20 protein-coding genes and 3 pseudogenes are annotated in these 22,639 nt (G+C 60.3%); 15 read left to right on the top strand and 8 right to left on the bottom strand.

From position 1 onward, the window contains the following. Position 1 precedes the first annotated feature (1 nt). Complete coding sequence (locus tag NKH01_RS25835; protein WP_352453447.1) at positions 2-631, bottom strand: response regulator; 630 nt, start codon at positions 629-631, stop codon at positions 2-4. 133 nt (positions 632-764) lie between these two features. On the opposite strand from NKH01_RS25835, the gene NKH01_RS25830 reads away from it, so the two are divergent. Continuing rightward, positions 765-1,115 carry a hypothetical protein gene (locus NKH01_RS25830; RefSeq protein ID WP_352496339.1) on the top strand — a complete coding sequence of 117 codons (351 nt, stop codon included), beginning with the start codon at positions 765-767 and terminating at the stop codon, positions 1,113-1,115. On the opposite strand, the gene NKH01_RS25825 is transcribed toward NKH01_RS25830, so the two are convergent. The 3 genes from NKH01_RS25825 to NKH01_RS25815 are packed head-to-tail and all read right to left on the bottom strand — an operon-like array spanning position 1,112 to position 2,420. Then, a complete protein-coding gene (locus NKH01_RS25825; RefSeq protein WP_353023049.1) occupies positions 1,112-1,276 on the bottom strand; it encodes a hypothetical protein in 165 nt (54 codons plus the stop codon). The two genes, NKH01_RS25830 and NKH01_RS25825, sit on opposite strands and share 4 nt — an antisense overlap. Next, the gene (locus NKH01_RS25820) at positions 1,273-1,821 is read right to left on the bottom strand and encodes a thermonuclease family protein (RefSeq protein WP_353023047.1); all 549 of its coding nucleotides are present in this window, start codon (positions 1,819-1,821) and stop codon (positions 1,273-1,275) included. The genes NKH01_RS25825 and NKH01_RS25820 overlap by 4 nt, the downstream gene beginning before the upstream one ends. Continuing rightward, complete coding sequence (locus NKH01_RS25815) at positions 1,818-2,420, bottom strand: hypothetical protein (RefSeq protein ID WP_353023045.1); 603 nt, start codon at positions 2,418-2,420, stop codon at positions 1,818-1,820. The genes NKH01_RS25820 and NKH01_RS25815 overlap by 4 nt, the downstream gene beginning before the upstream one ends. A 130-nt stretch (positions 2,421-2,550) precedes the next feature. Between NKH01_RS25815 and NKH01_RS25810 the strand changes: the two genes are divergently transcribed. From NKH01_RS25810 to NKH01_RS25750, 13 genes and pseudogenes are all read left to right on the top strand, one after another. Next, positions 2,551-3,153 (top strand): lytic transglycosylase domain-containing protein, encoded by a 603-nt coding sequence (locus NKH01_RS25810; protein WP_353023043.1) that lies wholly within the window; start codon positions 2,551-2,553, stop codon positions 3,151-3,153. A gap of 12 nt (positions 3,154-3,165) precedes the next feature. Beyond that, entirely contained in the window at positions 3,166-3,480 is a 315-nt protein-coding gene (locus NKH01_RS25805; RefSeq protein WP_023720448.1) for a TrbC/VirB2 family type IV secretion system protein, read from the top strand. A gap of 3 nt (positions 3,481-3,483) precedes the next feature. Next, a complete protein-coding gene (locus NKH01_RS25800) occupies positions 3,484-3,777 on the top strand; it encodes a VirB3 family type IV secretion system protein (protein ID WP_352453440.1) in 294 nt (97 codons plus the stop codon). After that, on the top strand, positions 3,774-6,176 hold the full coding sequence (locus NKH01_RS25795) for a VirB4 family type IV secretion/conjugal transfer ATPase (protein WP_353023041.1): 2,403 nt from the start codon (positions 3,774-3,776) through the stop codon (positions 6,174-6,176). The genes NKH01_RS25800 and NKH01_RS25795 overlap by 4 nt, the downstream gene beginning before the upstream one ends. Further along, on the top strand, positions 6,160-7,317 hold the full coding sequence (locus NKH01_RS25790; protein WP_353023039.1) for a transglycosylase SLT domain-containing protein: 1,158 nt from the start codon (positions 6,160-6,162) through the stop codon (positions 7,315-7,317). The genes NKH01_RS25795 and NKH01_RS25790 overlap by 17 nt, the downstream gene beginning before the upstream one ends. Positions 7,318-7,326: 9 nt before the next feature. Next, complete coding sequence (locus NKH01_RS25785; protein ID WP_353023037.1) at positions 7,327-8,061, top strand: type IV secretion system protein; 735 nt, start codon at positions 7,327-7,329, stop codon at positions 8,059-8,061. A gap of 183 nt (positions 8,062-8,244) precedes the next feature. Further along, complete coding sequence (locus tag NKH01_RS25780; protein ID WP_353023035.1) at positions 8,245-9,288, top strand: TrbL/VirB6 family protein; 1,044 nt, start codon at positions 8,245-8,247, stop codon at positions 9,286-9,288. A 27-nt stretch (positions 9,289-9,315) separates the two neighbouring features. Further along, complete coding sequence (locus NKH01_RS25775; protein WP_353023033.1) at positions 9,316-10,074, top strand: VirB8 family type IV secretion system protein; 759 nt, start codon at positions 9,316-9,318, stop codon at positions 10,072-10,074. Next, the gene (locus NKH01_RS25770; RefSeq protein WP_353023031.1) at positions 10,071-10,868 is read left to right on the top strand and encodes a TrbG/VirB9 family P-type conjugative transfer protein; all 798 of its coding nucleotides are present in this window, start codon (positions 10,071-10,073) and stop codon (positions 10,866-10,868) included. Before NKH01_RS25775 ends, NKH01_RS25770 begins: the two co-directional genes overlap by 4 nt. Further along, positions 10,868-12,331, top strand: coding sequence for a type IV secretion system protein VirB10 (gene virB10, locus NKH01_RS25765; protein ID WP_353023029.1), 1,464 nt, complete (start codon positions 10,868-10,870; stop codon positions 12,329-12,331). The genes NKH01_RS25770 and virB10 overlap by 1 nt, the downstream gene beginning before the upstream one ends. Beyond that, positions 12,328-13,353 (top strand): P-type DNA transfer ATPase VirB11, encoded by a 1,026-nt coding sequence (gene virB11 / locus NKH01_RS25760; protein WP_353023027.1) that lies wholly within the window; start codon positions 12,328-12,330, stop codon positions 13,351-13,353. The genes virB10 and virB11 overlap by 4 nt, the downstream gene beginning before the upstream one ends. An 11-nt stretch (positions 13,354-13,364) precedes the next feature. Beyond that, positions 13,365-15,515, top strand: a complete 2,151-nt coding sequence (locus NKH01_RS25755; RefSeq protein WP_353023025.1) for a type IV secretory system conjugative DNA transfer family protein — start codon at positions 13,365-13,367, stop codon at positions 15,513-15,515. A 130-nt stretch (positions 15,516-15,645) separates the two neighbouring features. Continuing rightward, positions 15,646-16,461 (top strand): annotated as a pseudogene (locus NKH01_RS25750) (IS5 family transposase). Between the two features lie 84 nt (positions 16,462-16,545). On the opposite strand, the gene NKH01_RS25745 reads toward NKH01_RS25750, so the two are convergent. The 3 genes and pseudogenes from NKH01_RS25745 to NKH01_RS25735 form a co-directional block, all read right to left on the bottom strand. Next, positions 16,546-16,794, bottom strand: a complete 249-nt coding sequence (locus NKH01_RS25745; RefSeq protein ID WP_023723202.1) for a DUF982 domain-containing protein — start codon at positions 16,792-16,794, stop codon at positions 16,546-16,548. Between the two features lie 40 nt (positions 16,795-16,834). After that, positions 16,835-18,487 carry an MFS transporter gene (locus NKH01_RS25740; RefSeq protein ID WP_353023023.1) on the bottom strand — a complete coding sequence of 551 codons (1,653 nt, stop codon included), beginning with the start codon at positions 18,485-18,487 and terminating at the stop codon, positions 16,835-16,837. A gap of 509 nt (positions 18,488-18,996) precedes the next feature. Continuing rightward, positions 18,997-20,335, bottom strand: a pseudogene (locus NKH01_RS25735) (IS1380 family transposase). A gap of 180 nt (positions 20,336-20,515) precedes the next feature. Between NKH01_RS25735 and NKH01_RS25730 the strand changes: the two are divergent. Then, positions 20,516-21,271: pseudogene (locus NKH01_RS25730) on the top strand (IS5 family transposase). Here NKH01_RS25730 and NKH01_RS25725 read toward each other — a convergent pair. Then, on the bottom strand, positions 21,259-22,257 hold the full coding sequence (locus NKH01_RS25725) for an NAD(P)H-dependent flavin oxidoreductase (RefSeq protein ID WP_036246111.1): 999 nt from the start codon (positions 22,255-22,257) through the stop codon (positions 21,259-21,261). The pseudogene NKH01_RS25730 and the gene NKH01_RS25725 sit on opposite strands and share 13 nt — an antisense overlap. Positions 22,258-22,639 lie beyond the last annotated feature (382 nt).

The raw sequence follows: 22,639 nt of genomic DNA, 5'->3' as shown, positions 1-22,639 counted from the left end.
CTCACAGCCCCCGCGGGAGCCGATGGCCTTGCCGCATGAGCTTGGCGCGAGCCTGCTTGTAGTATTTCTCGGCCGAGCCGGGCTCAATGGCAAGGCGATCGGCCATGAGAGAAAAGATCTCCGTGCGTTTCACGCCGGGTGCACGGTGCGCCATCATGTCGATGGCCTCCTGCTCGCGCGGTGTAAGGGCTGAAAATCGGTAATCGGGTTTGGTCATGACAACCCGCGAAAGGCGCAAGGAGAACCCCTTGGTGGAAATATCGTCCAGCACATCGCTGAACACGCCGGGCGCAAGACCGGTCTTGCCGAGATAGGCGGCAGCGCCAATTTGCCGAAAGCCATCTGCCTCGCAACGGTTATCGGAACCGGTGATGACAATATGAATTGCACTGGGTGAAGCCTCGATGATCTTGTCAACGACTGCGACGCGATCCCCCTGTGAGGTGGGATCAAAGCCAGGCAAGCCAGGATCGATGACGACCAGATCAAAATAATTGTTTTGAAGCTCGGCAGTGGCGATCGTCAGCGTCTCAGCACCCAGGACGACGCATTTTTCGAAGCTCGCTTGCACTTCGTTCATCAGTGCCAGACGCATTAGTGTCTGGTCTTCGACCACCAGGGCACGAAACATCGGAAGCCAGTTCCTTTACGCAGGCGCCCCCCGCCCCTATCTCGCAGAATTCGTCGCTTCAAAAAAGGGATGGTGTCGCCCCTTTTTCCTCATTTCGAGAGGTACCAGTATGTAACCGAAGAACGCCAGGGCGATGACGATGCCTCTTCAACAGGTCTGCAGCGATGGAAAGATGGCAGCGGCTGAAGGCGTCGCGAAACTGATTGCGGAACATCGTCAAAGCGTCGCCACGCTTGAACTTATCGGCAAGCGATGGATGGGGGCCGAAGGGCCGGACGCGATCGTGCTGGGTGAGAGACTGGACGCGGCCATGGCGGAGGAGGCCGCTGTGCGAAGGCGTGCTGCCACTGCTCCAGTAGCCACTATCGCGGAAATGAAAATGAAGGCTGCTTACTTCCAACGGCTGACGGCTCATGGCTGGTGCGAGATTGATGTCGACGATTGGCGCGCGTTGCTCGGTTCCTTCACGAAACTGCAGCCCTAAGAAAAGATCATCGAAATCCATGAGACCACGGTATTCCAGGCCGCATAGAGTCCTGTCGGCACCAATATGATCGCGATGAATGCAGCGGCTCCACCAATAGCACCGTCACCGCGTCCTTCGACGGGATAATAATATCTGTGCGCTTCATCGTCATGCTTCATTGTTGTCTCTTCGATACTTGGCTCAGCAGCAGTTGCACAGGATGCTGAAACGTCGTGCCCCACAAACCTGCACGTTTCATCTTAGCGTTGATTTCCGCGACGAGGTAGTTCTCATTGACGGCTTTGCCCTTTGCTGTCGTTGCGGCAAATGCGTATCCGGTCGCTATCAGCGCGGTGCCGACGTCGATTGTTTCGCCATTCAGCTGCGCACCGCACACGACAAAAACCGCCTTATCCAAGGCGTAGCCGATTGGCTGGCATGTAACCGCCGCGCTATCGAATAGGGCTGCAAGGTGCGCCAGCGAGGTGTTCCCGCAATCGATTTTGTTCCCATTTGGCTCTTCAGCTGATGTGCCTCGAAGACATGACTGGACGCCATAGAGGCGGAAAAGGTGATCTCCGTCACGCCAGGTATCACCGGTCAGCAGTTGAGCCGATTTCGATACCGCTAAGGGCGTTGGCACGGCAGATTCGGATGCATCCTGGGCCTGTGCCGATGCGCACAAACCAAATGCCGCCAGCACTGCGAAGTTCGCCTGTTTCATTTCTGAAACTGTCCACCGAGGTCGGCGGAATGCTCGAGATCGGGGCGCAGCGATTTGCCGTCCTTGTTGCGTCTGATTGCCGCCATGTCGAAAAAAACCATTTCGTCATCGTCGTAGGCGACGTTGTACGGGTCGTTTGCGTTGCCCGCACCCACGAGCGAGAAACACGACACAGCGTCGGGTTCACCCTTCTTGCTTTGCAGCACAAGTGTTTTGCAAAGCACGACAGACGCACGATCGTTGTAGATTACCTCTTCATAGTCCTGCGCGGCCTTCGTGCAGTCCCATTGCTGCGTCTTGTACGTAATCTTCGGTTTGGGGCAGGCCGCAAGGCCGCGCAGCCGGTACGTAACGCCGTTGATGACGCGCTCGGTCGCCGACGGCACCTTGACCGGCGAGATGAGGGTCGCCGCATCGCGCTGAAAGAGCGCGCCTTTTGCATCATAGCGTTCATAGACGAACACCTTCTCGCCCGGCTTCGCAAACTGGAGCAGGTAGTGCTCCGACGGCTGCGCGAAGGCACTCGGGGCGTCGACGCCTGCAGCATAAGCCACGGTGCCCTGGAGCAGCAGAACCGTGCAAAGGGCCGCCTGTTTCATCGAAATCCGTCCTTGCGATGACATACCGTGTTGACACTTTACTAGGGCTGCGTGTAGCCATAGTAAAGTGTTAAATTTTGGCGACACTATGAACGCTCGATTCGCTCTCCTGCTCACCCTATGTGGCGCCATGATGCCGTTCAAAGCGCACGGCCAGGAACTCGCATCAGACCGCGTAGCAGTTGCCTTTGCAACGCCGGCAGAAGCCATCGCGGCGCAAAGGCCGGCGGCGTGTACCACCGGAAATCGTGCTGAGGTCTCGCGACTTGTGCGTTCAATCGCGCAGGAGGAAGGGTTCGACACCGATCTGGCCGAGGCGATTGCATGGGCCGAAAGCGATCTCGGCGCCAGTCAGGGCCCTTCCAAGGCCGGAGCGCTGGGAATCATGCAGCTGATGCCAGGCACGGCGGCCGATCTCGGCGTGAGCGACCGTTGCGACATAGAGGCAAATGTCCGGGCTGGCCTCCGTTATCTGAAGTCACTTTATGACGAGTTCCAGGATCCGCTGCTGATGCTGGCGGCTTACAACGCCGGGCCCAACAGCGTCTACAAGGCGCAGGGCATTCCGGTGAATCCGGAAACTGCAGAATACATCGTGAAAATACTGAACCGCTGGAAGTTCGGCGGTGTCGTGAAGAAGTCTGCCCTGGCCAAATCCGAAACGCTCGCGGCCGCTCCGCCAGCAAGCGAGGACGCTTGGCAGGACGGTCATGTCATGGATTTCGGCAACTGAAAGGAGCCAAGGGTGGAATACAGAAAAGCGGGCAAATTTGCCCTGAAACTGGCCTTGGCCTCAGCGGTCGGAATAGCTCTCGCGCCAGCCACTGCATACGCCCAGTCGGCGGCACCAGTGGAAAATGTGCTGGAATGGTTCGTCGGAGTTCTGCAGGGCAACATAGCGCGCTCATTCGCCATCATCGCGGTCTGTTTTCTCGGCTTCCTCGCCATGACGGGCCGCCTGGCGTGGATGATGGCTTTTTCCATCATCATTGGCATCGCTCTGATCTTCGGCGCCGCCCAGCTTGTGGATGCGGTTCGCGCGACCGCCGGGGGCAGCTGAGACATGGACGACGAGGAGGTCTATGTCGAGCCGGTCAGCTTGCCACTGACACGCCCCCCGATGAAATGGGGCGTGCGCTATGAGGTTTTCGCGCTGAACGGCATCCTGGCGGTGGTCGGCTTTATCGCCACGAGCAGCTTCATGCTCGGCCTTGGCGTGTTCGGCGTGGTGCATCTGGTCAGCGCATATTTGTGCCAGCGCGACCCCTATATGTTTCATATTTACGAACGGCGCATCTCCAAACGCGGAGCGGTGGCGAACCTAACTTTTTGGGGCGCGAGGAGCTATTCCCCATGAGCCTCGATGCTGATCTTAAATTTGGCCGTGAGCGCCGGCGTGAAAAGCCCGCGGCGATGCACGTCCCCTACCTTCGCCATGTCGATGACAACCTGATCGTGACGAAGAGCGGCTTTCTGGTCGGCGCCATCCAGCTCAGTGGCCTGCCGTTCCAGACGATGGACCAGGCCGAGTTGAACAGCCGAATGTTCAACCGCAACACGACGTTCCGCAACCTATCGACCTCTCGATTTGCGGTCTACACAACGATCATCCGCCGCCACGTGACGCCGGAGATCGAAGGCGACTTTGACAATCCTTTCGTGGCCGAGCTCGACGCCCGCTACATGGATGAGCTTGGCGCAAAAAACCTATTCGTCAACGAGGCGTATCTGACGGTCATACGCCGCCCAATGGTCGGCCGCGTCGGCTGGGTGGATAAGGCGCTCAATGCATTCCGCATCAGTACGGCGGGCGAAGAAACCCGCGAAGAGGCGATGGCCGAATTGCGTGACGTTCTCGACGGCGTCGTCAAGGATTTCTCGGCTTATGGGGCGCGTCTTCTCGGCGTCGTGAAGCGCCGCGACAGCTTCTTTTCCGAGCCGGCGGAATTTTTGGCGAAGATCCTCGCCGGCGGCGTCGACGTGGAAATGCCTTTGCCGCGCATGAGGCTTGGCGATGTGCTGGCGACACGACAGCTGTTTTTCGGAAAATCCGCGCTGGAACTTCGCGGGCCGGACGCCGCCAAACTCGGCGCCATGGTATCGATCAAGGAATACCCACCGTTCACCGCTCCGGGCTCATTGGACGGTCTGTTGCGCCTGCCACATGAGTTTGTCCTGACGCAGAGTTTTGCGATCGAAGACCGTATAACCGCGATGCGCAGGATCAACACCATCGCGAACCAGGTTGAAGGCTCCGACGAGGCGGGCACGACGGTCGAGGAGTCAGTCCACGACGGCGCCGACAAGCTGGCCGGCGGCGAAGTCGTCTTCGGACAACATCACATGAGCGTCATGGCTTTGGCGCCCGACATGACTGGCCTCAACCGTGCGCTATCCGACATCACGGCCGAGCTTTCGCGCATGTCGATCGTGCCGGTTCGCGAGACACTGAACACGGAATTGGCCTTCTGGGCGCAGCTGCCAGGAAATTTCAGCTACATCGCGCGACGTGCGTTGATCTCGTCTCTTAACTTCGCCGGCCTTTTTTCAGGACACAATTTCCCGTCCGGCCAACGTGAGCGGCTGCATTGGCAACGGCCCATCGCCTTGCTCGAAACGACCAGCCAGACGGCCTACTATTTCAATTTCCACGTTCACGATGTCGGGCACTTCACGGTGTTCGGCCCGACCGGCTCGGGCAAGACCGTCGTGCTGTCGTTCCTGATGGCGCAGGCCATGCGCATCATGCCGCGGCCGCGATGTGTTTATTTCGACTACATGCGCGGCGCTGAAATTTTCGTTCGGGCGCTCGGCGGTCGTTACGAGGTGATGGAACCCTCTCAGCCGACCGGGTTCGCGCCATTGCAGCTCGACGACAGGGCAGAAAACCGTTCTTTCCTGGAAGATCTGCTTATCTACGTTCTAACGCCGGAAGGCGGTGCGCTGGACGTGGCGGAGATGCGCGTCATCAACGCCGCCGTCGACATGATCTACAAGATCCCGCGCGAACAGCGGACCTTCGATCTGCTACCCGAAGTGCTGCGGGGTTCGCTGATGCCTGGCATGAACGATCTGGCCGCGCGGATACAACCCTGGCTCGACCCGAAGGACAAAGGCTGGCTTTTCAACAATCCCGTCGATCTGGTCGATTTCTCGAAACCCGTCGTCGGCTTCGACATGACCAGGATCCTGGGCGACCGAAAGCTGCGCTCGGCGGCGTTGCTCTACATCTTCCATCGTCTTGAGGAGGTCATCGACGGCTCGCCGATCATGCTCTTCCTCGATGAAGGCTGGAAGCTGTTGGACGACGAGGTCTTCGCTGCTTTCATCAATGAGACACTGAAGACCATACGTCGCCGCAACGGCGTTGTCGGCTTTGGCACGCAGACAGCGGAAGACGTCGTCAGTTCCTCCATCTCGTCGTCGCTGATCGAGCAAACGAAGACCAATATTTTCTTCCCCAACCCGAAGGCGAGCAAGGAGTCCTACATCGAGCGCTTCTCGCTGACGGCGAAGGAATTCGAGTTCGTGCGCCGAACCGCGAAGGAAACACGCACCTTCCTCGTCAAGCACGATAGCGACTCGATCGTCGCCAAGCTCGATTTGTCGGCGATGCCCGATCTCATCAAGGTCTTGTCCTCGAACGAAGCCAACAGCAAGGAATGCGCACGGCTCCGGGAGACCTTCGGCGACGAGCCGGAGATGTGGCTGCCATACTTCTGCGGATGGGAGAACGAGCATGACGAAGCGGCTTAGCAGCGCTTGTCTGGCCCTGGCTCTCGCGACGGCGGAAAGCATGAGCGTGGCTGTCGCCCAGATCGCGGTCATCGACGGGCAGAACCTCGACAAGCGGCAAGAGGACGAGCAGCACAGCACGACGTCGGATGAAGCCAAGAAGGTCGAAACCGACAAGAAGAAAGGCGTCGTCTGCACCTATTCGAACAAATACCGCTCACAGATGTTTCGCCGGTCGCCGGCCGAAGCGTTGCAGCGCGACGCCGGCAACGTAAAGCTAATCCGCTATTATGCACAAAAATACGGCGTGCCCGAAGGCCTGGCACTGTCCGTCGCCTATCAGGAATCGCGCTTCGACACATGCGCCGGCAGCCACACCGGCATCAAAGGCGTCATGCAGCTGACCAAGGGCACCGGCAAGTCCATGGGACTGGACCGTGACGTGAATGAGCAGAATGTCGAAGGCGGTGTCAAATACCTCGGAATGGGCGTGAAGCAATGCGGGGCGACGAATTACAGCTGTCTCGCCTCCTTCTACAACGGATCGAACGCAGGGGAGCAGAACCAATGGGCCGGCGGTGTCGGCCGCTGGAACAGCTACTTCAACGACTATGTGTCGAGCGGCAAGGCTCCGGCCGCCGCGCCGCCACCGTTCTCGATCGCAACGGCCGACGGCGCCGGCGGCACGGCCCAGGACGCGGCCATGGGCACGGTGAGGAAGGCGGCTGGCGGCCTTGATGCAAGCTCATCGCAGATCGGCGCCAACAATGCTGCAATCGATGCGCTGGCGGGCAACGTTGGCCAGGTGACCGAATACAAGGATGCGTGGGAGCTGAACTCGTCGGCTCGTGGGATCAACGCCGATGTCACCAACCAGTACCTCGCCCAGGCGGGGGATTTTACGACGTTGCTGGCCCAACTTCTATCGTTGCAGAATGTTCAGGCATCGCAGTCGTCCAAGCTGGTGCAACAGCCGAAGAGCGGCTCTCCAAACCCGTTCTCTTGTGATCCCGCGGAACTGGAGCGGTTGAGGATCGATCGCGGCCGGTGGCTACCATGCGCACTTGAGAACGCGGGGGCAAGCTCGGCCGACAGTCGCTCGATGATCATCACCAGTGATCCTGCCGGCGCTGCCAGCGTGATCAATTCTCTACAGCAATAGGAGGCTGACATGAAGAAATTCGCGATTGCCGCCAGTCTGGCGCTTTGGGCAAGCACGGCCCACGCACAGATTGCCGTCATTGATGGCGCCAATCTCGATGTCGCCCGCAAGAATGCGGACAACACCAACTCCATCATGGATTCGAACAAGGACATTCTGAAAAAGAGCGAGGAGATCCTGCAGGCTCTCAGCGGCACTCGTGACGGTTCGCTCGGCATCGGACAGATGGGTCTTGGCGGCAACATGTCGATCGCCCAGGCGCCGTCGTTCGGATCGATCCTGAACGGCGGGGCTCTTTCGTTTGGTGGCCTGTCGCCCGAAATTCAGAAAATCGCCGGCGCCGTCATCAACGGGCTGCAACTGGTGAAGCAGCTCCAGCAGATTGCCGGCAAGGAGACGAGCGCCGTCAACACAGCCTATGGCGGCAGCGTCAATGTGGCCTCGCTGCTAAGCGCGTTGACCTCGCAGGCTTCGCAGGGCGTTACCCAGCGCCAACAGTCTCTGCAGTCAGCGAGCGGGCAGATCGGGCAGTCGCAGGACGTCAAGGGTTCGGTGGACCAGAACACACGAATGCAGCTGGAAAACGCGCGCGCGGTCAACGAACTGATCGGCGTTCAGAACGGCGCGGTCGCGGCCCTGAATGAGAAGCTGAAGGGAGATCTTCTTCGCCAGAGCCAGGTGCAGAAGATGATGACACCGCGCACCGTCAATCCGTTCGCGGAATTCGGCAAGAGCGGAGGCTGAGCGCTTGTCGCGGCGAGTCCTGCGCATATGCGTTGTGATTGGGCTCGGCGCAGGGCTTTTTGGATGCGCAAATCGCGAACTGAAAGCGCCGTGCGGGCCTTTGTCGTATGCCTACGCCGACGAATGCGGCGCGCCGAAGCCGGTCAATTCAACGCCGTTCGCCAGCATCATTGACGAGGATCCATGAACGGTCTCGCCGCAAGCATCCTCGGTGGCATTGACAACATCGGCGAGGACTTCGTTCGCACCGTCTATATGCAGTTGGGCAATGCGATGGGCAACGTCTTCACCCTCATGCTGACCCTCTATATCGCGTGGTGGGGCTATTCGATCCTGAGTGGGCGAGAGTCGATTTCGCCAATCGAAGCGGCCTATCGCCTCGGCCGCACCGTCATCATCTATCTGCTGCTGACCGGATGGGGCACATTTTCCGCGACGATCTATCAGCTCGTGCAAAGCATTCCAGACGAGGTCGGTAAGGTGATCGTCGGCGCCGTGTCGCGGGCCACCGGCAATCAGCTTAGCGACCAGGCGGCAATTCCAGCGCTGATCGACAATCTCTACCAAGGGGCCCAGGACGTCGCCAATCAGGTCTACAGCGGATCCTTCTATGACATTTTTGGTGCGCTCTTGTCGCTGCTCGTCCTGCTGTCTGCCATCATCTTCGCAGCGCTTGCCATTGCCGCGATCATCGCCGCCAAAGTGATGTTGTTCATCACGCTGGCCTTGGCGCCGATATGGATCATTCTTTGGCTTTACCGATGGTCCTCGCGCATGAGCGAAGGCTTCCTTTCGCTGACCACGTTCCTGATGATCCAGCAAGTCCTGATCTACGGCTTTCTCGGTTTCTACTTCTCGCTCGTCAACGCGGCGCTGAACACCGCCACGTCCGGCGGAGCGACCATGGACAGCAAAATGTCGCTGGTGCTGCCCTTGGTGCTGGTGACGATCATCGGCATCTACGTTCTCATGCAGATACCCTCGATTGCTTCGATCCTGAATGGCGGCGGGTATCTCAGCACCGTGGGCGCATATAACCCTTATAGAAACTTCGGCAGAAACGCAGTGCGCTATTCCGGCGCGCGATGGGCCGCCGGCCGCGCCGCTCGCGGCGCCCGCCAGCTCGCGACAAACAGTTTTCGATCTTCGCGAGCAGCCAGGACGGATGCCGCAACCCGGTCCGCCATCCAGCAAGGTGCGCGCGATAACTCCAGGCCTCTGGCCTAGGACACAAGAACGATCACCGATCGCGGCGTGGATCAGAATGCGTCGCGCAAACGAGGCAACAGTAACGTGGCAATGCCAGTGGAAACGGCTGCTGACCGCAACAGCGAACTCGTCGACAAGCGCTATTACAGGGCGGGCGCGACCTGGGAAGACGACACGCACCGGTCAATGCGTCGATCGCGTACATTGGCCTGGATCATCAGCGGCGTTTCCGGACTGGTGGCGGTGCTGTCTCTGCTGGCGCTCGTGCTGATACTGCCGCTCCGGCAGTTCGAACCGTATGTTGTCGAGGTCGACAAATCGACGGGCTATCTCGAGATCATGCGCGCGCTCAAGCCTGGAGATTTATCGCAGAACGAGGCCGTCACGGCGGCCAATGTTGTTCGTTACATCAGGGCCCGCGAAACCTACGATTCGCGAGAACTGAAACAGAATTACGACCTGGCACAGCTCTATTCGACCGACACCGCGTCCAAGGATTTGACATGGCTTTTCACGCCTGCAAATCCGCAATCGCTGGACAAGATTTTTGGCCGCAATGTCACTGTCTCGGTCGAGATCAAGTCAGTTTCCCTGCTCAATCGCAATACAGCCTCGGTGCGCTTTGCCACGACGACGCGGCGGGACAACTCGTCCACCGCCGACAATTGGGTGGCGGTCATAAAATTCCGCTACACCTCAACGCCGCTAAAGAACGAATGGCGTTTTGACAACCCGTTGGGCTTTCAGGTTACGGATTACCGCCGCGACCAGGAATCGGCGCCGGCCGCGGGGAGCCTGCAATGAGATGGCGCGTGAGCCTCGCCCTGTCGGCCACCCTTCTGCTCGGCACGATGCACGGCGCGGCCGCACGCGACGGGCGGATTCGGTATGTCACCTTCAACAATGACGATGTGACGTCGGTGCGCGCAGCTCTTGGCATTTCAACGATGGTCGAGCTTAGCCCGACCGAAGTCATCGAAACCGTGTCGGCTGGCGACACGAAAGGCTGGTCGATCATCCCCAAACGCGGATCGCGATTTCTGTTCGTCAAGCCGCTGGAGCGCGATGCGTGGACCAACGTCAACGTGGTCACCAACCGGCGCGTCTATTCCTTGCTGCTGCAGGCAACCGACAATAGCCGTGACCGGGCATCCTTCCAGGTCCGGTTCAAATACCCGGACGAGGATATCAACGCGCGCCTGCTCTCACAGGCCAAGGAGAGCGCCGCCGATCCGGATTTCAAGGACCTGAATTATGCCGATCTCAATTACGACTACGCCTACAAGGGCGACGACAGCCTGAAGCCGCGCACCGTATTCGACGACGGCACCAAGGTGTTTCTGGAGTTCAAGGGCGACATTCCGGCGATCTTCGTTGTCGACGACAAGCGTCAGGAGTCGCTGGTCAACGTTCGCACGCAGGGCAAATACACCGTCATCGACAAGGTCGCACGGCAATTCACCTTGCGGGCCGATGGCAAGACGCTCTGCCTCTACAACCGGGCGCGACCCAACGAAATCGATCCGGTCGAGCAGGTCTACGGCCCAACGAAACTGACAGGCGGTTCCACGGTGTTCGGAACCAGCGGAGGGCGGTGATGACCCAGATCGACTATAACCAGCTGGACGGCAGCCCGACGGTCGCACGCCGCGGTGCGGGCGTGGGTACCAGGATCGCCCTGGTCGCGCTCGGCGTGGTGCTGGTTGGCGCGCTGATATGGCTGAACTGGCCTCGAGAGCCGGTATCGCGCGATGTTCGCAGCGATGGCGAGGAAAACTTCAACCCGCCCGAGTTCCGCCCGCCGGCGTTGAACGAACCGCCGCAACCTGCCGACGGCACGATCGACCAGATCGTGGTGCCGCCACCGGCCGCCGACCAGAACGGCACGCAACAAGCCGATAATGTCGATCAGACCGTGCAGGAGGGCGCGGATCTTGATGCGCAGCGGCGCGCGCTGGAGGCGCAAATGGCGGCCGAGGAAGCTCGCCGCAAGGCCGAGGCGGAAGAAGCCCGCCGCAAGGCCGCGGCTGAGGACGAGGCTCGCCGTAAGGCAGAGGCCGCCGAGCATGAAAAAGCGGTGTGGGAACGCCTGCGGTCGAACCAGATGGTGACGAATGATCAAACCGGCTCGACGGATGCCGGTGCCCAGGCGGCACAGGTCGAAATCGCGGCCGACGGTCAGATAATCCCGGTTCCCGGGGCCGACAGTGATCCCAACAAGGCATTCCTGGTGCAGTCTGAGGCAAGTTCTTCCAGCATCGTCAAAGCCAGGGTTTTCCGACGCACCGATGCGTTGATCCCTGAAGGAACGATCATTCGTGGCTATTTGGAAACCGCTGTTAACACCGACCTTCCCGGTGCCGTGCGCGCTGTCGTGCGTGAGGATGTCTTCTCGCTCGACGGCAGGCGGCTCCTCATTCCGAAGGGCTCGCGCCTGACCGGAGAGTACCGCTCGGGGCTTGCGCGCGGTCAGAAGCGTGTTTTCATCGTCTGGAGCAGGGTTATCCGCTCGGATGGTATTTCCGTCGATATCAAGTCGCCTGGCGCAGACGCGCTCGGCCGCGGCGGTATGGGCGGCCGTGTCGATACACACTGGGTTGAGCGCTACGGCAACGCCATCATGCTGTCCGTTGTTGGCGGTGTCTCTGAATATCTGTCCTCGCTTGGCGATAGCAGCCAGAATGGACAACAGCGCCAGGTGTCGACGATCGATCCCGTAACCGGCGAGACCACCACCGTGACTTATGGTGGCAATGGCTCGCAGCGCGACGCGCGCAGCATCGCCTTCGATAAGTCATCGACCGCCCTGCAGCAACTCGCGCAAGAGGCGTTTCGCGACACGCAGAACATTGGTCCGACAGTCTACGTCGACCAGGGCACATCGATTGTCGTGCTGGTGCGGCGAGATCTCGATTTCTCGGACTTATACGCCGACCCCGTCCAGGAAGAAGTGGCGCGCCTGAAGGCAGGCCGGCGGCCGAAGACGGCGATCGATCCGACGCCTCTCTACGGGACCCCGAAGGATCATTTTTATCCCGGCTATGGGAACCCGGTGAAATGAACGCCGTGCATCCTCTCCCCGACCCTTGGGCGAGAGCCCCGGTCCTACGCGCTCATCTGGAACCGATATGGTCCTATTTGAACGAAGATTCGGTTTCCGAGATTGCGATCAACAGGCCGGGTGAATTGTTCATCGAACGCCTCGGCGCGAAGGAGATGGAGCACGTCTTCAAGCGCGAGGTCACGCCAGGCTGGATTAGGCATATATCGACTGGCGTCGCCTCGGCGACAAATCAGGTTATCAACGAAGAAAAACCGGTCCTGTCCGCCGCCCTACCCTCGGGTGAGCGCATCCAATGCATCTTGCCGCCCGCGGCTCCCGAAGGCGGGGCGATCTCGATCCGCAAGCAGGTCATCATGGATATGAGCCTTGTTGCCTACAAGGATCTCGGCGCATTCGAGAACACGGCAATGGGCAGCGGCCTGGCGCTTTCAACCGAAGAAAAGCGACTTGTCGAGATGTTGCACGACACGTCGCCGATGGACTTCCTGCAATATGCAGTGCGCAATCGTGTCTCGATCGTCGTTTCTGGCGGTACATCCACCGGCAAGACGACGTTTTTGAATGCGCTCTTGAAGGAGATCCCTGCCCATGAACGGATCATCACGATCGAAGATACCCGCGAACTGAGGCTGCCTGCTCCCAACAACGTCACATTGATAGCCTCAAAGGGCGACCAGGGCCTTGCCAAGGTCTCCGCGCAACAGCTGTTAGAAGCCTCCCTTCGCATGCGGCCCGACCGTCTGCTATTGGGCGAGTTGCGCGGCGCTGAAACCTTCGCGTTCCTCCAGGCGATCAACACCGGCCACCCGGGTTCACTCACGACCGTTCATGCTAATTCCGCCCGGTCCGCCTACGAGCGGCTGGCGCTCATGGTCATGCAGGGCAGTTCGGGCCTCTCACGAGGCGAAATCCTCGACTACCTGCGCGAGGTCATTCCGGTGGTCGTCCAGATGGTCCGCACCGAAGGCGGACGGCGCGGCATCAGCGAGATCAAGTTTACCAAGGCGGAGACAATCTAGCGGGGCCATTCATGCAGAAAATCGCAACAGCAATTTTCATGGTGCTCATGGCGACGGCCCTGGGCGGCCTGGCCTTCACGGTCGCCTATGCCGCGACAGATTGGTTCAGGACTGGCTCCCACGTCCTGTTCGACCAGTTGAACGCCAATCCCTTGCCGGTCGTTCGTCTGGCCTGGGCGGATACGATGGCGAGGAACTTTAGCCGGGTACAATACGCCGTTGCCGCAGGGGCATTAGGGTTTCTTGCGCCCCTGGTCGGCCTGATTCTCATGCGCCCGAGAAAGCGCAATGACTCTCGCTTCATGACGATGGGCGACGTATCGAAAACCGGCCTGACGAAAGTTGGCGGCGTCTTCGTCGGTCGAGCCGGCGGCAGGCTTACCGGAATTCTGTCGCCCGGCCGCGATCAGATTTCCGGCAAGATCCGCTTGACGCAGCGCAGGCTGATCGGCGGCAAGAAATTGTGGATTGATGGCGATGATGTCGGCGGCTTCGTCATAGGGCCGCCGCGCTCCGGTAAAGGCACTTCTCTCATCATCCCGAACGCCCTGACCTGGCCGCATTCGTTCGTGGTTCTCGACCTGCGTGGCGAGACCTATGCGGCCACCGCCGGCTACCGTTCAACCATGAGCCGCGTGGTGCGTTTCGCGCCGGCTGATCCGGACGGCAATACCGCATGCTACAATCCGATGGACTTCATCTCGCTGGATTCGGCGCAGCGCGACATCGACCTTCGCAACATCGCTGCAGCGCTGTTTCCGCGCCCCCCTTCGAACGCGGATCCCTACTGGGTTAACGACGCCCGCCTCCTTTTTACTGGCATAGCGTCCTTCGTCATGGAGTCGCCCGCGATCCCGAACGAGAAGAAGACCTTCGCCTCAATCCTCGAGATCATGAACGGTGCCGAGCAGCCGCTCCTGGAGTTCATCGGCTCGCTGCGCGAGCAACGCCGCCGCGAATGCTCGCATTTCACGCTGCAAACCTTGTTGCCGTATTTTGAGATGTCAGAGCGGCAGTTTTCCGGAATCTACGCCGGCGTACGCACCGGCATGGCGCCCTTTCTCAACGAGCGTCTGATGCGAGCTACGTCGCGCAGCACGTTCGATATTCGCAAGCTCAAGTGCGACCGGATTTCTCTCTATCTCGACGTGCGGCGCGAGCAGATGACGTCGCTTGGACCGTTGTTCAACGTCCTGATTACGCAGATGATGAACTTCATGTCGGAAAGCCTGCCCCAGCCGGGCGAGCAGCCGGTGCTTGTGCTGCTCGACGAGTTCCAGAACCTCGGCAAGCTCGAGAACGTGACCGAAATGGCGAGCGTGCTCGGCGGCAACGGGGTTTCCATGTGGTTTTTCGTACAGTCACTGAAGGCTGTAGACGAGATCTATCACCAGGAAGGGCGCAAGACACTCATCAACGCGGCTCGCGTGCAGATCTTTTTCGGTGCGCAGGACGCTGACGATCTGCGCTACGTTTCCGAACAGCTCGGCGAAAGATCGGACGTGCAAAAGGACGTTACGCGCACCAAGGCAACGTTGTTTGACACTTATTACACGCGCTCGGAGCACCGCAAGGAAGTGCGGCGGCCCCTGATGCGGCCGGACGAAATCCGTACGCTCGACAAAAACAAGGCCATCATATTGCCGCGTGGGGAACTGCCAATCCTCGGCACGCGCAATTTCTATTTTGCCGACGGCCAGCTCGCCAAACGCGCGTTCATGCCCCTGCCCGCCTCTACCGAGGTTTCGCGCACGAAGAGCCCTGCGTTGGACTCCTCTGCGGTGGTTCAATCTACTGCGCTCCCAACTATTGTGCCGAAAGCACCGGCGTACCGCTCAGGCCTCTTGCAGACGCGCCTGGGGCGCGGCGCGACATTCGCCGCAAAGGCCGGCCGTATGGCTCCGCCGCGGGGCCGGCGCACAATCGTAAAAGAACGGCCGAAAGCAACCGGCGCTGCAGCCGTGTCAGCTTATGCGGCCATAGATTTTTCCGCGTTGGCGGCCAAAGCTGTGGCAACAACCATAGCGCCCGAAAAAGAAGCGGCGGTTGCGGCGATCCTGAACCATGTGCGCTCTCTCCGGGCCCACTCATCCGACAAAGAAGCTTTCGACCGAAATTTGAGCGTCGTCGAAGACACCTTGCCCGATGTAGTCGACGGGTAGCACTGCTGCGCCCTGCTCGTGTCAGATAGAAGAGCGGCAACGTCATGCCTCAGTGTCCGATCCAAAAAGGAGTGAGTGATTTCAGTAGGTTGTGATTCTGTCGGATTGCTGAGATTCGACGGAGATCACGATGCCTTGGACCGAAACCACTCGCCGGCAGTATGAACGGCTCTGCCCGCGCTACCAAGTGATCTGACCGATGACGAGTGGACGCTGATCGAACCGATGATGCCGGCACCGAACCGCATCGGTAGGCCGCGCAAGACCGAGCTGCGCGAGATCGTGAACGCACTTCTGTATTTGGCATCCTCGGGTGGCGCGTGGCGGCTCCTGCCGAAGGACTTCCCGCCATTCTCCACGGTGCAGAAATATTTCTACCGCTGGCGCGACGAGGGCTTGCTGCGCGCAATCAGCAATGAACTGGTGATGGTGGCGCGTGAACGGGAGGGCAGAGAGGCCAGTCCCACTGCAGGCGTCATTGACAGCCAGTCGATCAAGACCACGGAAAGCGGCGGAATTCGTGGGTTTGACGCCGGCAAGAAGGTGCTGGGCCGCAAGCGCCATACGTTGTCGACACACTCGGCCTGCTGGTGGGCCTCGTCATCCATGCCGCCGATATCCAGGACCGGGACGGCGCGCCCGGCCGTCCGATCCTCAAACGCTGGCCGTGGCTGCGCCATGTCTTCGCCGATGGCGGCTATGCCGGACCGAAGCTGAAAAGGGCATTGCAGAAGGTCGGCAGGTTCACGCTCGAAATCATCAAGCGCACGGACGCCATCAAGGGCTTCGAGGTGCTACCCCGCAGATGGTGGTGGAGAGAACATTCGCTTGGCTCGGCCGATGCCGCAGACTCGCCAAGGACTTCGAACGAACCATCGCATCCGCCGAAGCCTGGGTCTTCATCGCCCACATCCGCCTGCTCACGCGTCGCCTCGCAAGACATTGAAATTGCACCAGTCGTTTTGATTCAGACACTCAGGCCTTCCGTATCAGATGCCAGTTGCCGCGCGGTGCCGCTTGAGCACTCCTGTCAATCGCAGCGTAGGATCTTTGCTTCGCGCGCGACCGCGACGAAAGCCCTGCGGGCGGCGGGTGGATGAAGCTCACCTCGTATAACCTTCAGACAGGCGTCCATAGCTGCCCTGTGCTTCTCCGTCTGACGACCACCAAGATCCCGCAGCAGGATGGAGGCCGCATCATTAACATCGAACACGGTGCGTTCTGTATAGCGGCCAATCTGAATCACAACTGGCCTCTCAAATCTTACCAAGCCGGTCATCTACCCTCACCCTTGAAACTCTATCAACAACAGCCTGCGATCACCGGCGGAAGAAAAATCGCGTCGGTTGATCCCGCTTGCGGGTTGCCCCGGTCGGCCGCTCAATCGAAAGTTTAGTAAGAGGTGGGTTTCCACCCATGTTCAATTCGAGCAGACGTTGGTCCAATTCCTTGTCCGCCGCTGTGAGGCGATGGTTAAGGCGCAGATAGTCCATCCAGGTCGGCGTGCGGAAGGTTTCTGTCCAAAGCGAGGAATCCTGAAGATCGCGCTGGAGGTTCCAGTGCCTGGCGCCGACGCGGCTTTGCACCCGCCGTCGTTCCTGCATCTGATCGAGGAAAGCTTCGACGTTTGCCTCCGGTATTGAGTACTCGATCTTGATGACGATCGGGCCGCTTCTCGGCTTCAGGTCGAGAGCGAGTTGCGGTGTCTCGAAGCCAAAAGGATCCTGATCAGAGTCTTGCCATTGACGGATCGGCAACAGGAACCCGGTGGCCGCGACCATCAGTAGCGCAGCAGCTGAAATCTCCAGGGCTGAGGCAAGCGAATAGTTCTCAGCCACCGTACCCCACAGCCAACTGCCGGCCGCGATACCACCCGACGAAAGGGCATAATAGATCGAGAGCGTGCGACCAACGACCCACCTTGGGCTTGCCAATTGAACGCTTACGTCGAGCCCCGTCCAGGTGACCACCCATCCCGCGCCGCCGAGCGCCAGCGCAATAGCCGCCACTGCCACTGAAGACGTGAGAGCAAGAGATAAACAACACGCCGCGCAAGCAATGCATGCCAGTATTGTCAGTCGCTCCTGGGAGAGCGACCGTCTCAAAACATTGTTGCAGATGCCGACGCACAAGGCGCCGGTCCCAAAGCCAGCCATCAGGATGCCATAAACGATCGGTCCTCCGCCTAATTGATCGCGGGCAACGACAGGCAGGAGCGCGAGTATGGAGATGCTGGTCAGGCCAAAAAGCGCGCCACGCGCGATTGCCGCCTTGATCTCCGCCGATAGTGCCGTGAAGCGCGCTCCATCATGGATGGCCGTGGTCAATGGCTCGCGCGGGAGAGGGGACGAGCGAACATCCCATTTGCGGCGCCCTATGGTCCACAGCAGCGCTAGATAGGTCAGCGTCGCCACAGCGAAAGCTGTCAAAGGTCCAAAGGAGGCAACGACAATGCCACCAAGCGCCGGACCGACGCTTCGAACAGCGTTATATCCAACCGAGATGAGCGTAACCGCGGCTGGAACTTCGCGTTTTCGTAAGATGTCGCCGACCGACGCGTGCCAAGCGGGATCGGTGAAAGCGGCGCCCGCTCCGGCCAAACAACTGAATGCAAGAACCATCCATGGATTGAAAATTCCCAAGCCTGCAAGAACCGTCAGCATCGCCGAGGACAGCGCTATCATGGACCAGCCAGCGAACATCAGATTGCGGCGGCTGAAATTATCAGCCAGGGCTCCGGCGATGATCGACAGGATGAATGTAGGCAACGTCGTCGAAGCCTGCACCAAGGCGACCATCACGTCGGAAGTCGAAATGGTCGCCATCAGCCAACTGATGGCGACAGTTTGAATTAGCCAGCCAAAGCTGGACACCTGCGTAGCAAGCCAGATCGATCGGAAAGTTGCATTCTCGAGCGGCGCAAATGTCGCCGACGAAGCTGGAGTCGCATCTGCGGGCGCCACCCTGCTCATTGGGTTGAGCCCTCCCCTCGGTCTATCGGTCGCGTTTAGAGGTGCCCTCCCGGCGCAGGTGCCCGTGGAGGAATAGCAGCATGAGCGCATTTGCTAGGGATAGCGCAAGACAATTCTTCACCGCCGCCGCTCTGGCCGAAGCGATTACTTGGTCTGGAAGAAAAGGCGGATGCAGCCTGACCGCAAATCGGGCATCGCACCGAGTTAGGAATTGCCGCCTTCGGGAAGGAGACCTTCATTCCGCGCGGGAAACGATGCCCATGGAAAGCCTGGGACGACGGCGCTATCAGAGAGCTGGCCCGCAGCGGATTCAACGAAGCCGGGCCACACCTACCTAGCCGCCTTGATGCACGGCGATAAGCTTTTGACGGCCTGAAGCGACGCTGTGGTCGCCGTTGCGGTGCTTTTCCACGCGCCTCGTCAGGCGCCGGGATTGCTCCGTCGTGATGGCAGGCGGGGGTTTGCAGGTTGCGGTCGACGGGTTCGTTTCGGGGCGTCTGCCCCCATCGTTATGTCGCGAGTTGGGGGATGCGATCGAGGACGATGCGCAGGATGCGCTGGTCGGGGCACGATGTCGGCACGTGCAGGCGGATTTGCGATTTCATCTCGACCACCCGCGCAGCGATTTTGATGAGGCGCAATCGCAGCGTGTCGAATTGGGCGACGGCAAAGCTCGAGCGCCTCGGCATCGCGGCCCGCAAGCCCCACATCAACCAGTGAGCACCGGCATGCAGGAATAGCCGGAACTGATTGGCCGTCGCTCTGGTGCAGGATGTGCGGTCGGCGGCAAGATGCGTCTTCCACGACTTGATGTGGTTCTCGGCCGCGCCGCGCCGGCAGTAGACATCCTCGTAGAGCGCCTTGGCCTTCCCACCGGCAAGGTTGGTGACGACGAAGCGGATATCGCCACCTTGGGCGCCGACCTCGACCCGCGCGATGATGCGCTCGACGCGGCTCCAACTAGCGGCGCCGTCAACGAACTCCTTGAACCTGCGGACCTTGCCTGTCTTGGCCGACGCTTCGAAGCGCGCCGTCGTGCTGGCCTCCAGATCCGCGACATGCTTGCGCAGGGTCGTGGTGGGCGCGAGGCCAAAGATGAAGTCGACGTCGTTGGCGCGGCACCAGTCGATGACCTGCGGGTTGCAATAATGGCTATCGCCGCGGAGCAGGATTCGAATGTTCGGCCAGTTGATCCGGATCGCCCGCACCAGACGGCGCAGGTGGGGGCGGATCTCAGCCCCACTCGGCCGCTTGGCCGGTCGCAGGATCGCGCTGACGAACCGTCCCGCACCATCGAACACGACGATCGGCTGGAAGTCGTACTCGTCATGTGGGCATTGAACAGGCGAAGCTGTTGGCCTCCGTGCACAGCGTCGAAGGTGTCGTCAATGTCGAGCACGATCCGCTTCGGCACCTGCCGGAACGAGGCGCAATAGAGATCGACCATCGCCCGTCCCATCGCGACCAGCTCCCGCACGCCGGGCAGGTTCTCCAGCCGGCACAGCGTCAATTGTGATGCCAGATCCCGACCCGACGGCAGCGCATCCTGGGCCATCTTGAAGACCGGATCGCAGCGCAGCCGGCTGGCGTCGTTGCCGTCCTCGTAGCCGGCGGCGATCATCTCATGCGAAAGCCGATCATGTCCGCCAGGCTGTGGACGACCTGGTCCGGGCAGCGCGGATCGTCGATGCAACGCGCCAGACGCTCGGCCACCCGCAACCGCTCTTCCACCTCGGCCAAGGCCAGAACGCCGCTGTTGGACGACAGCATGCCGCCGTCGAAACGGGCGACGACGGACTTGCCGCCGACTGATGACAAACCGCTCAGCGGCAGCGCAAGATCGTTCATGGTGGGGGTGGTCTCCGGGAAATGGTTCGGATCGGCTTAAGCAACCAAATCCTACGTCATTTCAACGGCTTGCGCCACATCCACCAACCCCCATGAATTTTTCAGGCTAGGATCCGGACCCATCAAGGGATTCCACTGACGGTGGTTTTATGAGTCACGGTCTCCAAAGGGAGGCCACAGATGAATCGCGATTATTTCTGGCTGACGGAGGGAGCAGGTTTCGCGGCCGCAGGCGCTGCTGCCAACCGACACGCGCGGCAAGCCAAGAGTCGATGACCGCCGAGCGATTGGCGGTATCGTCCATGTCCTCAAGTCCGGCGGCCGCTGGGTCGATGCCCCGCAAGTCTACGGGCCGAGAAAGACGCTCTACAATCGCTTTGTCCGATGGGCTGCCAAAGGCGTTTGGGTCGACATCTTCCACGCCCTGGCCTCGGCTGGCGGTCCTCCGGCTGAGGTCCTGATCGACTCTTCGGCCGTGAAGGCGCATCGCTGCGCTTCTGGCGGCAAAGGGGGGAGCAAAATCAGGCGATCGGCCGGTCGCGCGGTGGGCGAACCACGAAGATCCACGCCCTGACCGATGGCCTGTGCCGCCCGATCGCTTTCCTCTTGACCGGTGGCCAGGTCGCCGATTGCAGCGCCGGACATTTGCTTCTGGAGCAGATGCCCAAGAGCCCGATCCTGCACGCCGACAAGGACTATGATACCAATGCCATTCGCCACAGGTCTAGGCTAAGGGGCGATGCCGAACATTCCGCCGAAGCCAACCGGCGCTGGAAGAACTGCTTCTCCCCGTTCCTCTACCGTGATCGCAACGCCATCGAGCGCATGTTCGGACGGCTCAAGGATTTCCGCCGCATCGCCACCAGATACGATCGATCGGCCACGAACTTCCTCGCTGCCGTCTGCCTAGCCGCTACGGTCAGTTACTGGCTGTGACAGTTGTCCTCGACAAACAGAAGCGAACTTGCGCCCTGAAGCAGGGTGATCGCTTCAGAAACGGTGCGAAGGAGTATGTCACTCGCCGGCTCGATGTCGTGGATGAGGCCGGCGGCCTCACCAATCATGATCGCGGCTATTGTGGGATCGCCGCTTGCCCACGCTTCCCGGTAGGCAGCGGACTGCGCGTCAATGTCGGCAAGGAGATGGGCCTCATTGCCGTGCCAGGCTTCCGTAAAAGCATTCTTCCGAACGCGCAGTGAAAACCGCGATGGCCAATCCAGGCGGCGCGCTAGGTCCATCACCGAGGTTCGAACCGTGTCGTCTCCGGTCGCGGCAAGGGCAGCCTGGTGCAGATTTGGATGAACGAGAGCCTCCAACGAGGCCCAGAAACGTGATCCCATCACGACGCCATCAGCGCCAAGCATCAGCGCCGCTGCAAGCCCACGACCATCGGCGATGCCGCCGGCCGCGCAGATGAGCGTGTCCGGCGCCCGTCGCCGTACCAAGTTCGCGACCTCCGGAACAAATGTGAATGTCGCTCGCTTCTCACCGTGACCGCCGGCTTCCGCGCCTTGGGCGACGACAATGTCGGCTCCGGCATCAAGAGCGCGGCGCGCGTCGTCGAGGCTCTGGACCTGGCAGATCAAGGGGACCCCGGCGGCCCGTATTGCCGGCGAAAAAGGCGCCGGGTCGCCAAAGGATAGGAAAATCGCACTTGGTCGCCGCTCCAGGGCCTTATCGAGTAGGCGCGGGTTCCTGGCGAGTGACCAAGTTATGAAGCCGCAGCCGACAGGTCGGTTGCCAGATCGCTCGAACTCTCGCGTCAGCCAATCAGCGTCGCCATAGCCGCCGCCGATAAGCCCAAGCCCTCCGGCTGAACTGACCGCACCTGCGAGTTCCCCGCCCGATGCGAATGCCATCGGCGCGCTGATGATCGGATGCTGCAGTTTAAGCCGATCAGTGAGACGGGTTACGATGCGCATCATCACTCCAACAGATTGCCTTGAGTATCGCAGGTTCGGTTGATCCTATCGAGCCCCGCTCAGCGCCCGCGACTAACGGCAACCAGAGCCGCCAGCGCAGTCGACCGACGGTTATGAGTCCGGACCCTAACCCATCAGCAAACTTACGACCGGGCTTTGAGCCCGTCACCGATCGATCCAATGGCGCTGCGGTTACCTGGACCGACCTGAAAACCAGCCTGTCACAGCCTCAGCTTCGGTCCATCCTGCAATGCGGCACAAAGCAGATTTCAAGATCATGCGCGGCGTGAGATCTGCGTGGCCATCATCCTGAATCTCGTAGGCGCCAAATGGGCCTCGGCACATGAGGTCACTAACACTCTCGGTCTCTTTAGCCGCAGGC

Origin of the sequence: Mesorhizobium sp. M1403, from assembly GCF_040317695.1 — a bacterium.
Classification (GTDB): Bacteria; Pseudomonadota; Alphaproteobacteria; order Rhizobiales; family Rhizobiaceae; genus Mesorhizobium.
Note: the sequence above shows the minus strand (reverse complement) of the source record. Positions and strands in the feature narration are given on the sequence as shown.

What these genes read in the sequence shown, in the direction of transcription:
- NKH01_RS25825 (WP_353023049.1), bottom strand. Translation starts at nt 1,276, where the DNA reads ATGAAGCATGACGATGAAGCGCACAGATATTATTATCCCGTCGAAGGA.
- NKH01_RS25755 (WP_353023025.1), top strand. Translation starts at nt 13,365, where the DNA reads ATGCAGAAAATCGCAACAGCAATTTTCATGGTGCTCATGGCGACGGCC.
- virB11 (WP_353023027.1), top strand. Translation starts at nt 12,328, where the DNA reads ATGAACGCCGTGCATCCTCTCCCCGACCCTTGGGCGAGAGCCCCGGTC.
- NKH01_RS25770 (WP_353023031.1), top strand. Translation starts at nt 10,071, where the DNA reads ATGAGATGGCGCGTGAGCCTCGCCCTGTCGGCCACCCTTCTGCTCGGC.
- NKH01_RS25830 (WP_352496339.1), top strand. Translation starts at nt 765, where the DNA reads ATGACGATGCCTCTTCAACAGGTCTGCAGCGATGGAAAGATGGCAGCG.
- NKH01_RS25800 (WP_352453440.1), top strand. Translation starts at nt 3,484, where the DNA reads ATGGACGACGAGGAGGTCTATGTCGAGCCGGTCAGCTTGCCACTGACA.
- NKH01_RS25790 (WP_353023039.1), top strand. Translation starts at nt 6,160, where the DNA reads ATGACGAAGCGGCTTAGCAGCGCTTGTCTGGCCCTGGCTCTCGCGACG.
- virB10 (WP_353023029.1), top strand. Translation starts at nt 10,868, where the DNA reads ATGACCCAGATCGACTATAACCAGCTGGACGGCAGCCCGACGGTCGCA.
- NKH01_RS25820 (WP_353023047.1), bottom strand. Translation starts at nt 1,821, where the DNA reads ATGAAACAGGCGAACTTCGCAGTGCTGGCGGCATTTGGTTTGTGCGCA.
- NKH01_RS25780 (WP_353023035.1), top strand. Translation starts at nt 8,245, where the DNA reads ATGAACGGTCTCGCCGCAAGCATCCTCGGTGGCATTGACAACATCGGC.
- NKH01_RS25725 (WP_036246111.1), bottom strand. Translation starts at nt 22,257, where the DNA reads ATGCGCATCGTAACCCGTCTCACTGATCGGCTTAAACTGCAGCATCCG.
- NKH01_RS25815 (WP_353023045.1), bottom strand. Translation starts at nt 2,420, where the DNA reads ATGAAACAGGCGGCCCTTTGCACGGTTCTGCTGCTCCAGGGCACCGTG.
- NKH01_RS25835 (WP_352453447.1), bottom strand. Translation starts at nt 631, where the DNA reads ATGTTTCGTGCCCTGGTGGTCGAAGACCAGACACTAATGCGTCTGGCA.
- NKH01_RS25795 (WP_353023041.1), top strand. Translation starts at nt 3,774, where the DNA reads ATGAGCCTCGATGCTGATCTTAAATTTGGCCGTGAGCGCCGGCGTGAA.
- NKH01_RS25785 (WP_353023037.1), top strand. Translation starts at nt 7,327, where the DNA reads ATGAAGAAATTCGCGATTGCCGCCAGTCTGGCGCTTTGGGCAAGCACG.
- NKH01_RS25810 (WP_353023043.1), top strand. Translation starts at nt 2,551, where the DNA reads ATGATGCCGTTCAAAGCGCACGGCCAGGAACTCGCATCAGACCGCGTA.
- NKH01_RS25740 (WP_353023023.1), bottom strand. Translation starts at nt 18,487, where the DNA reads ATGAGCAGGGTGGCGCCCGCAGATGCGACTCCAGCTTCGTCGGCGACA.
- NKH01_RS25745 (WP_023723202.1), bottom strand. Translation starts at nt 16,794, where the DNA reads ATGACCGGCTTGGTAAGATTTGAGAGGCCAGTTGTGATTCAGATTGGC.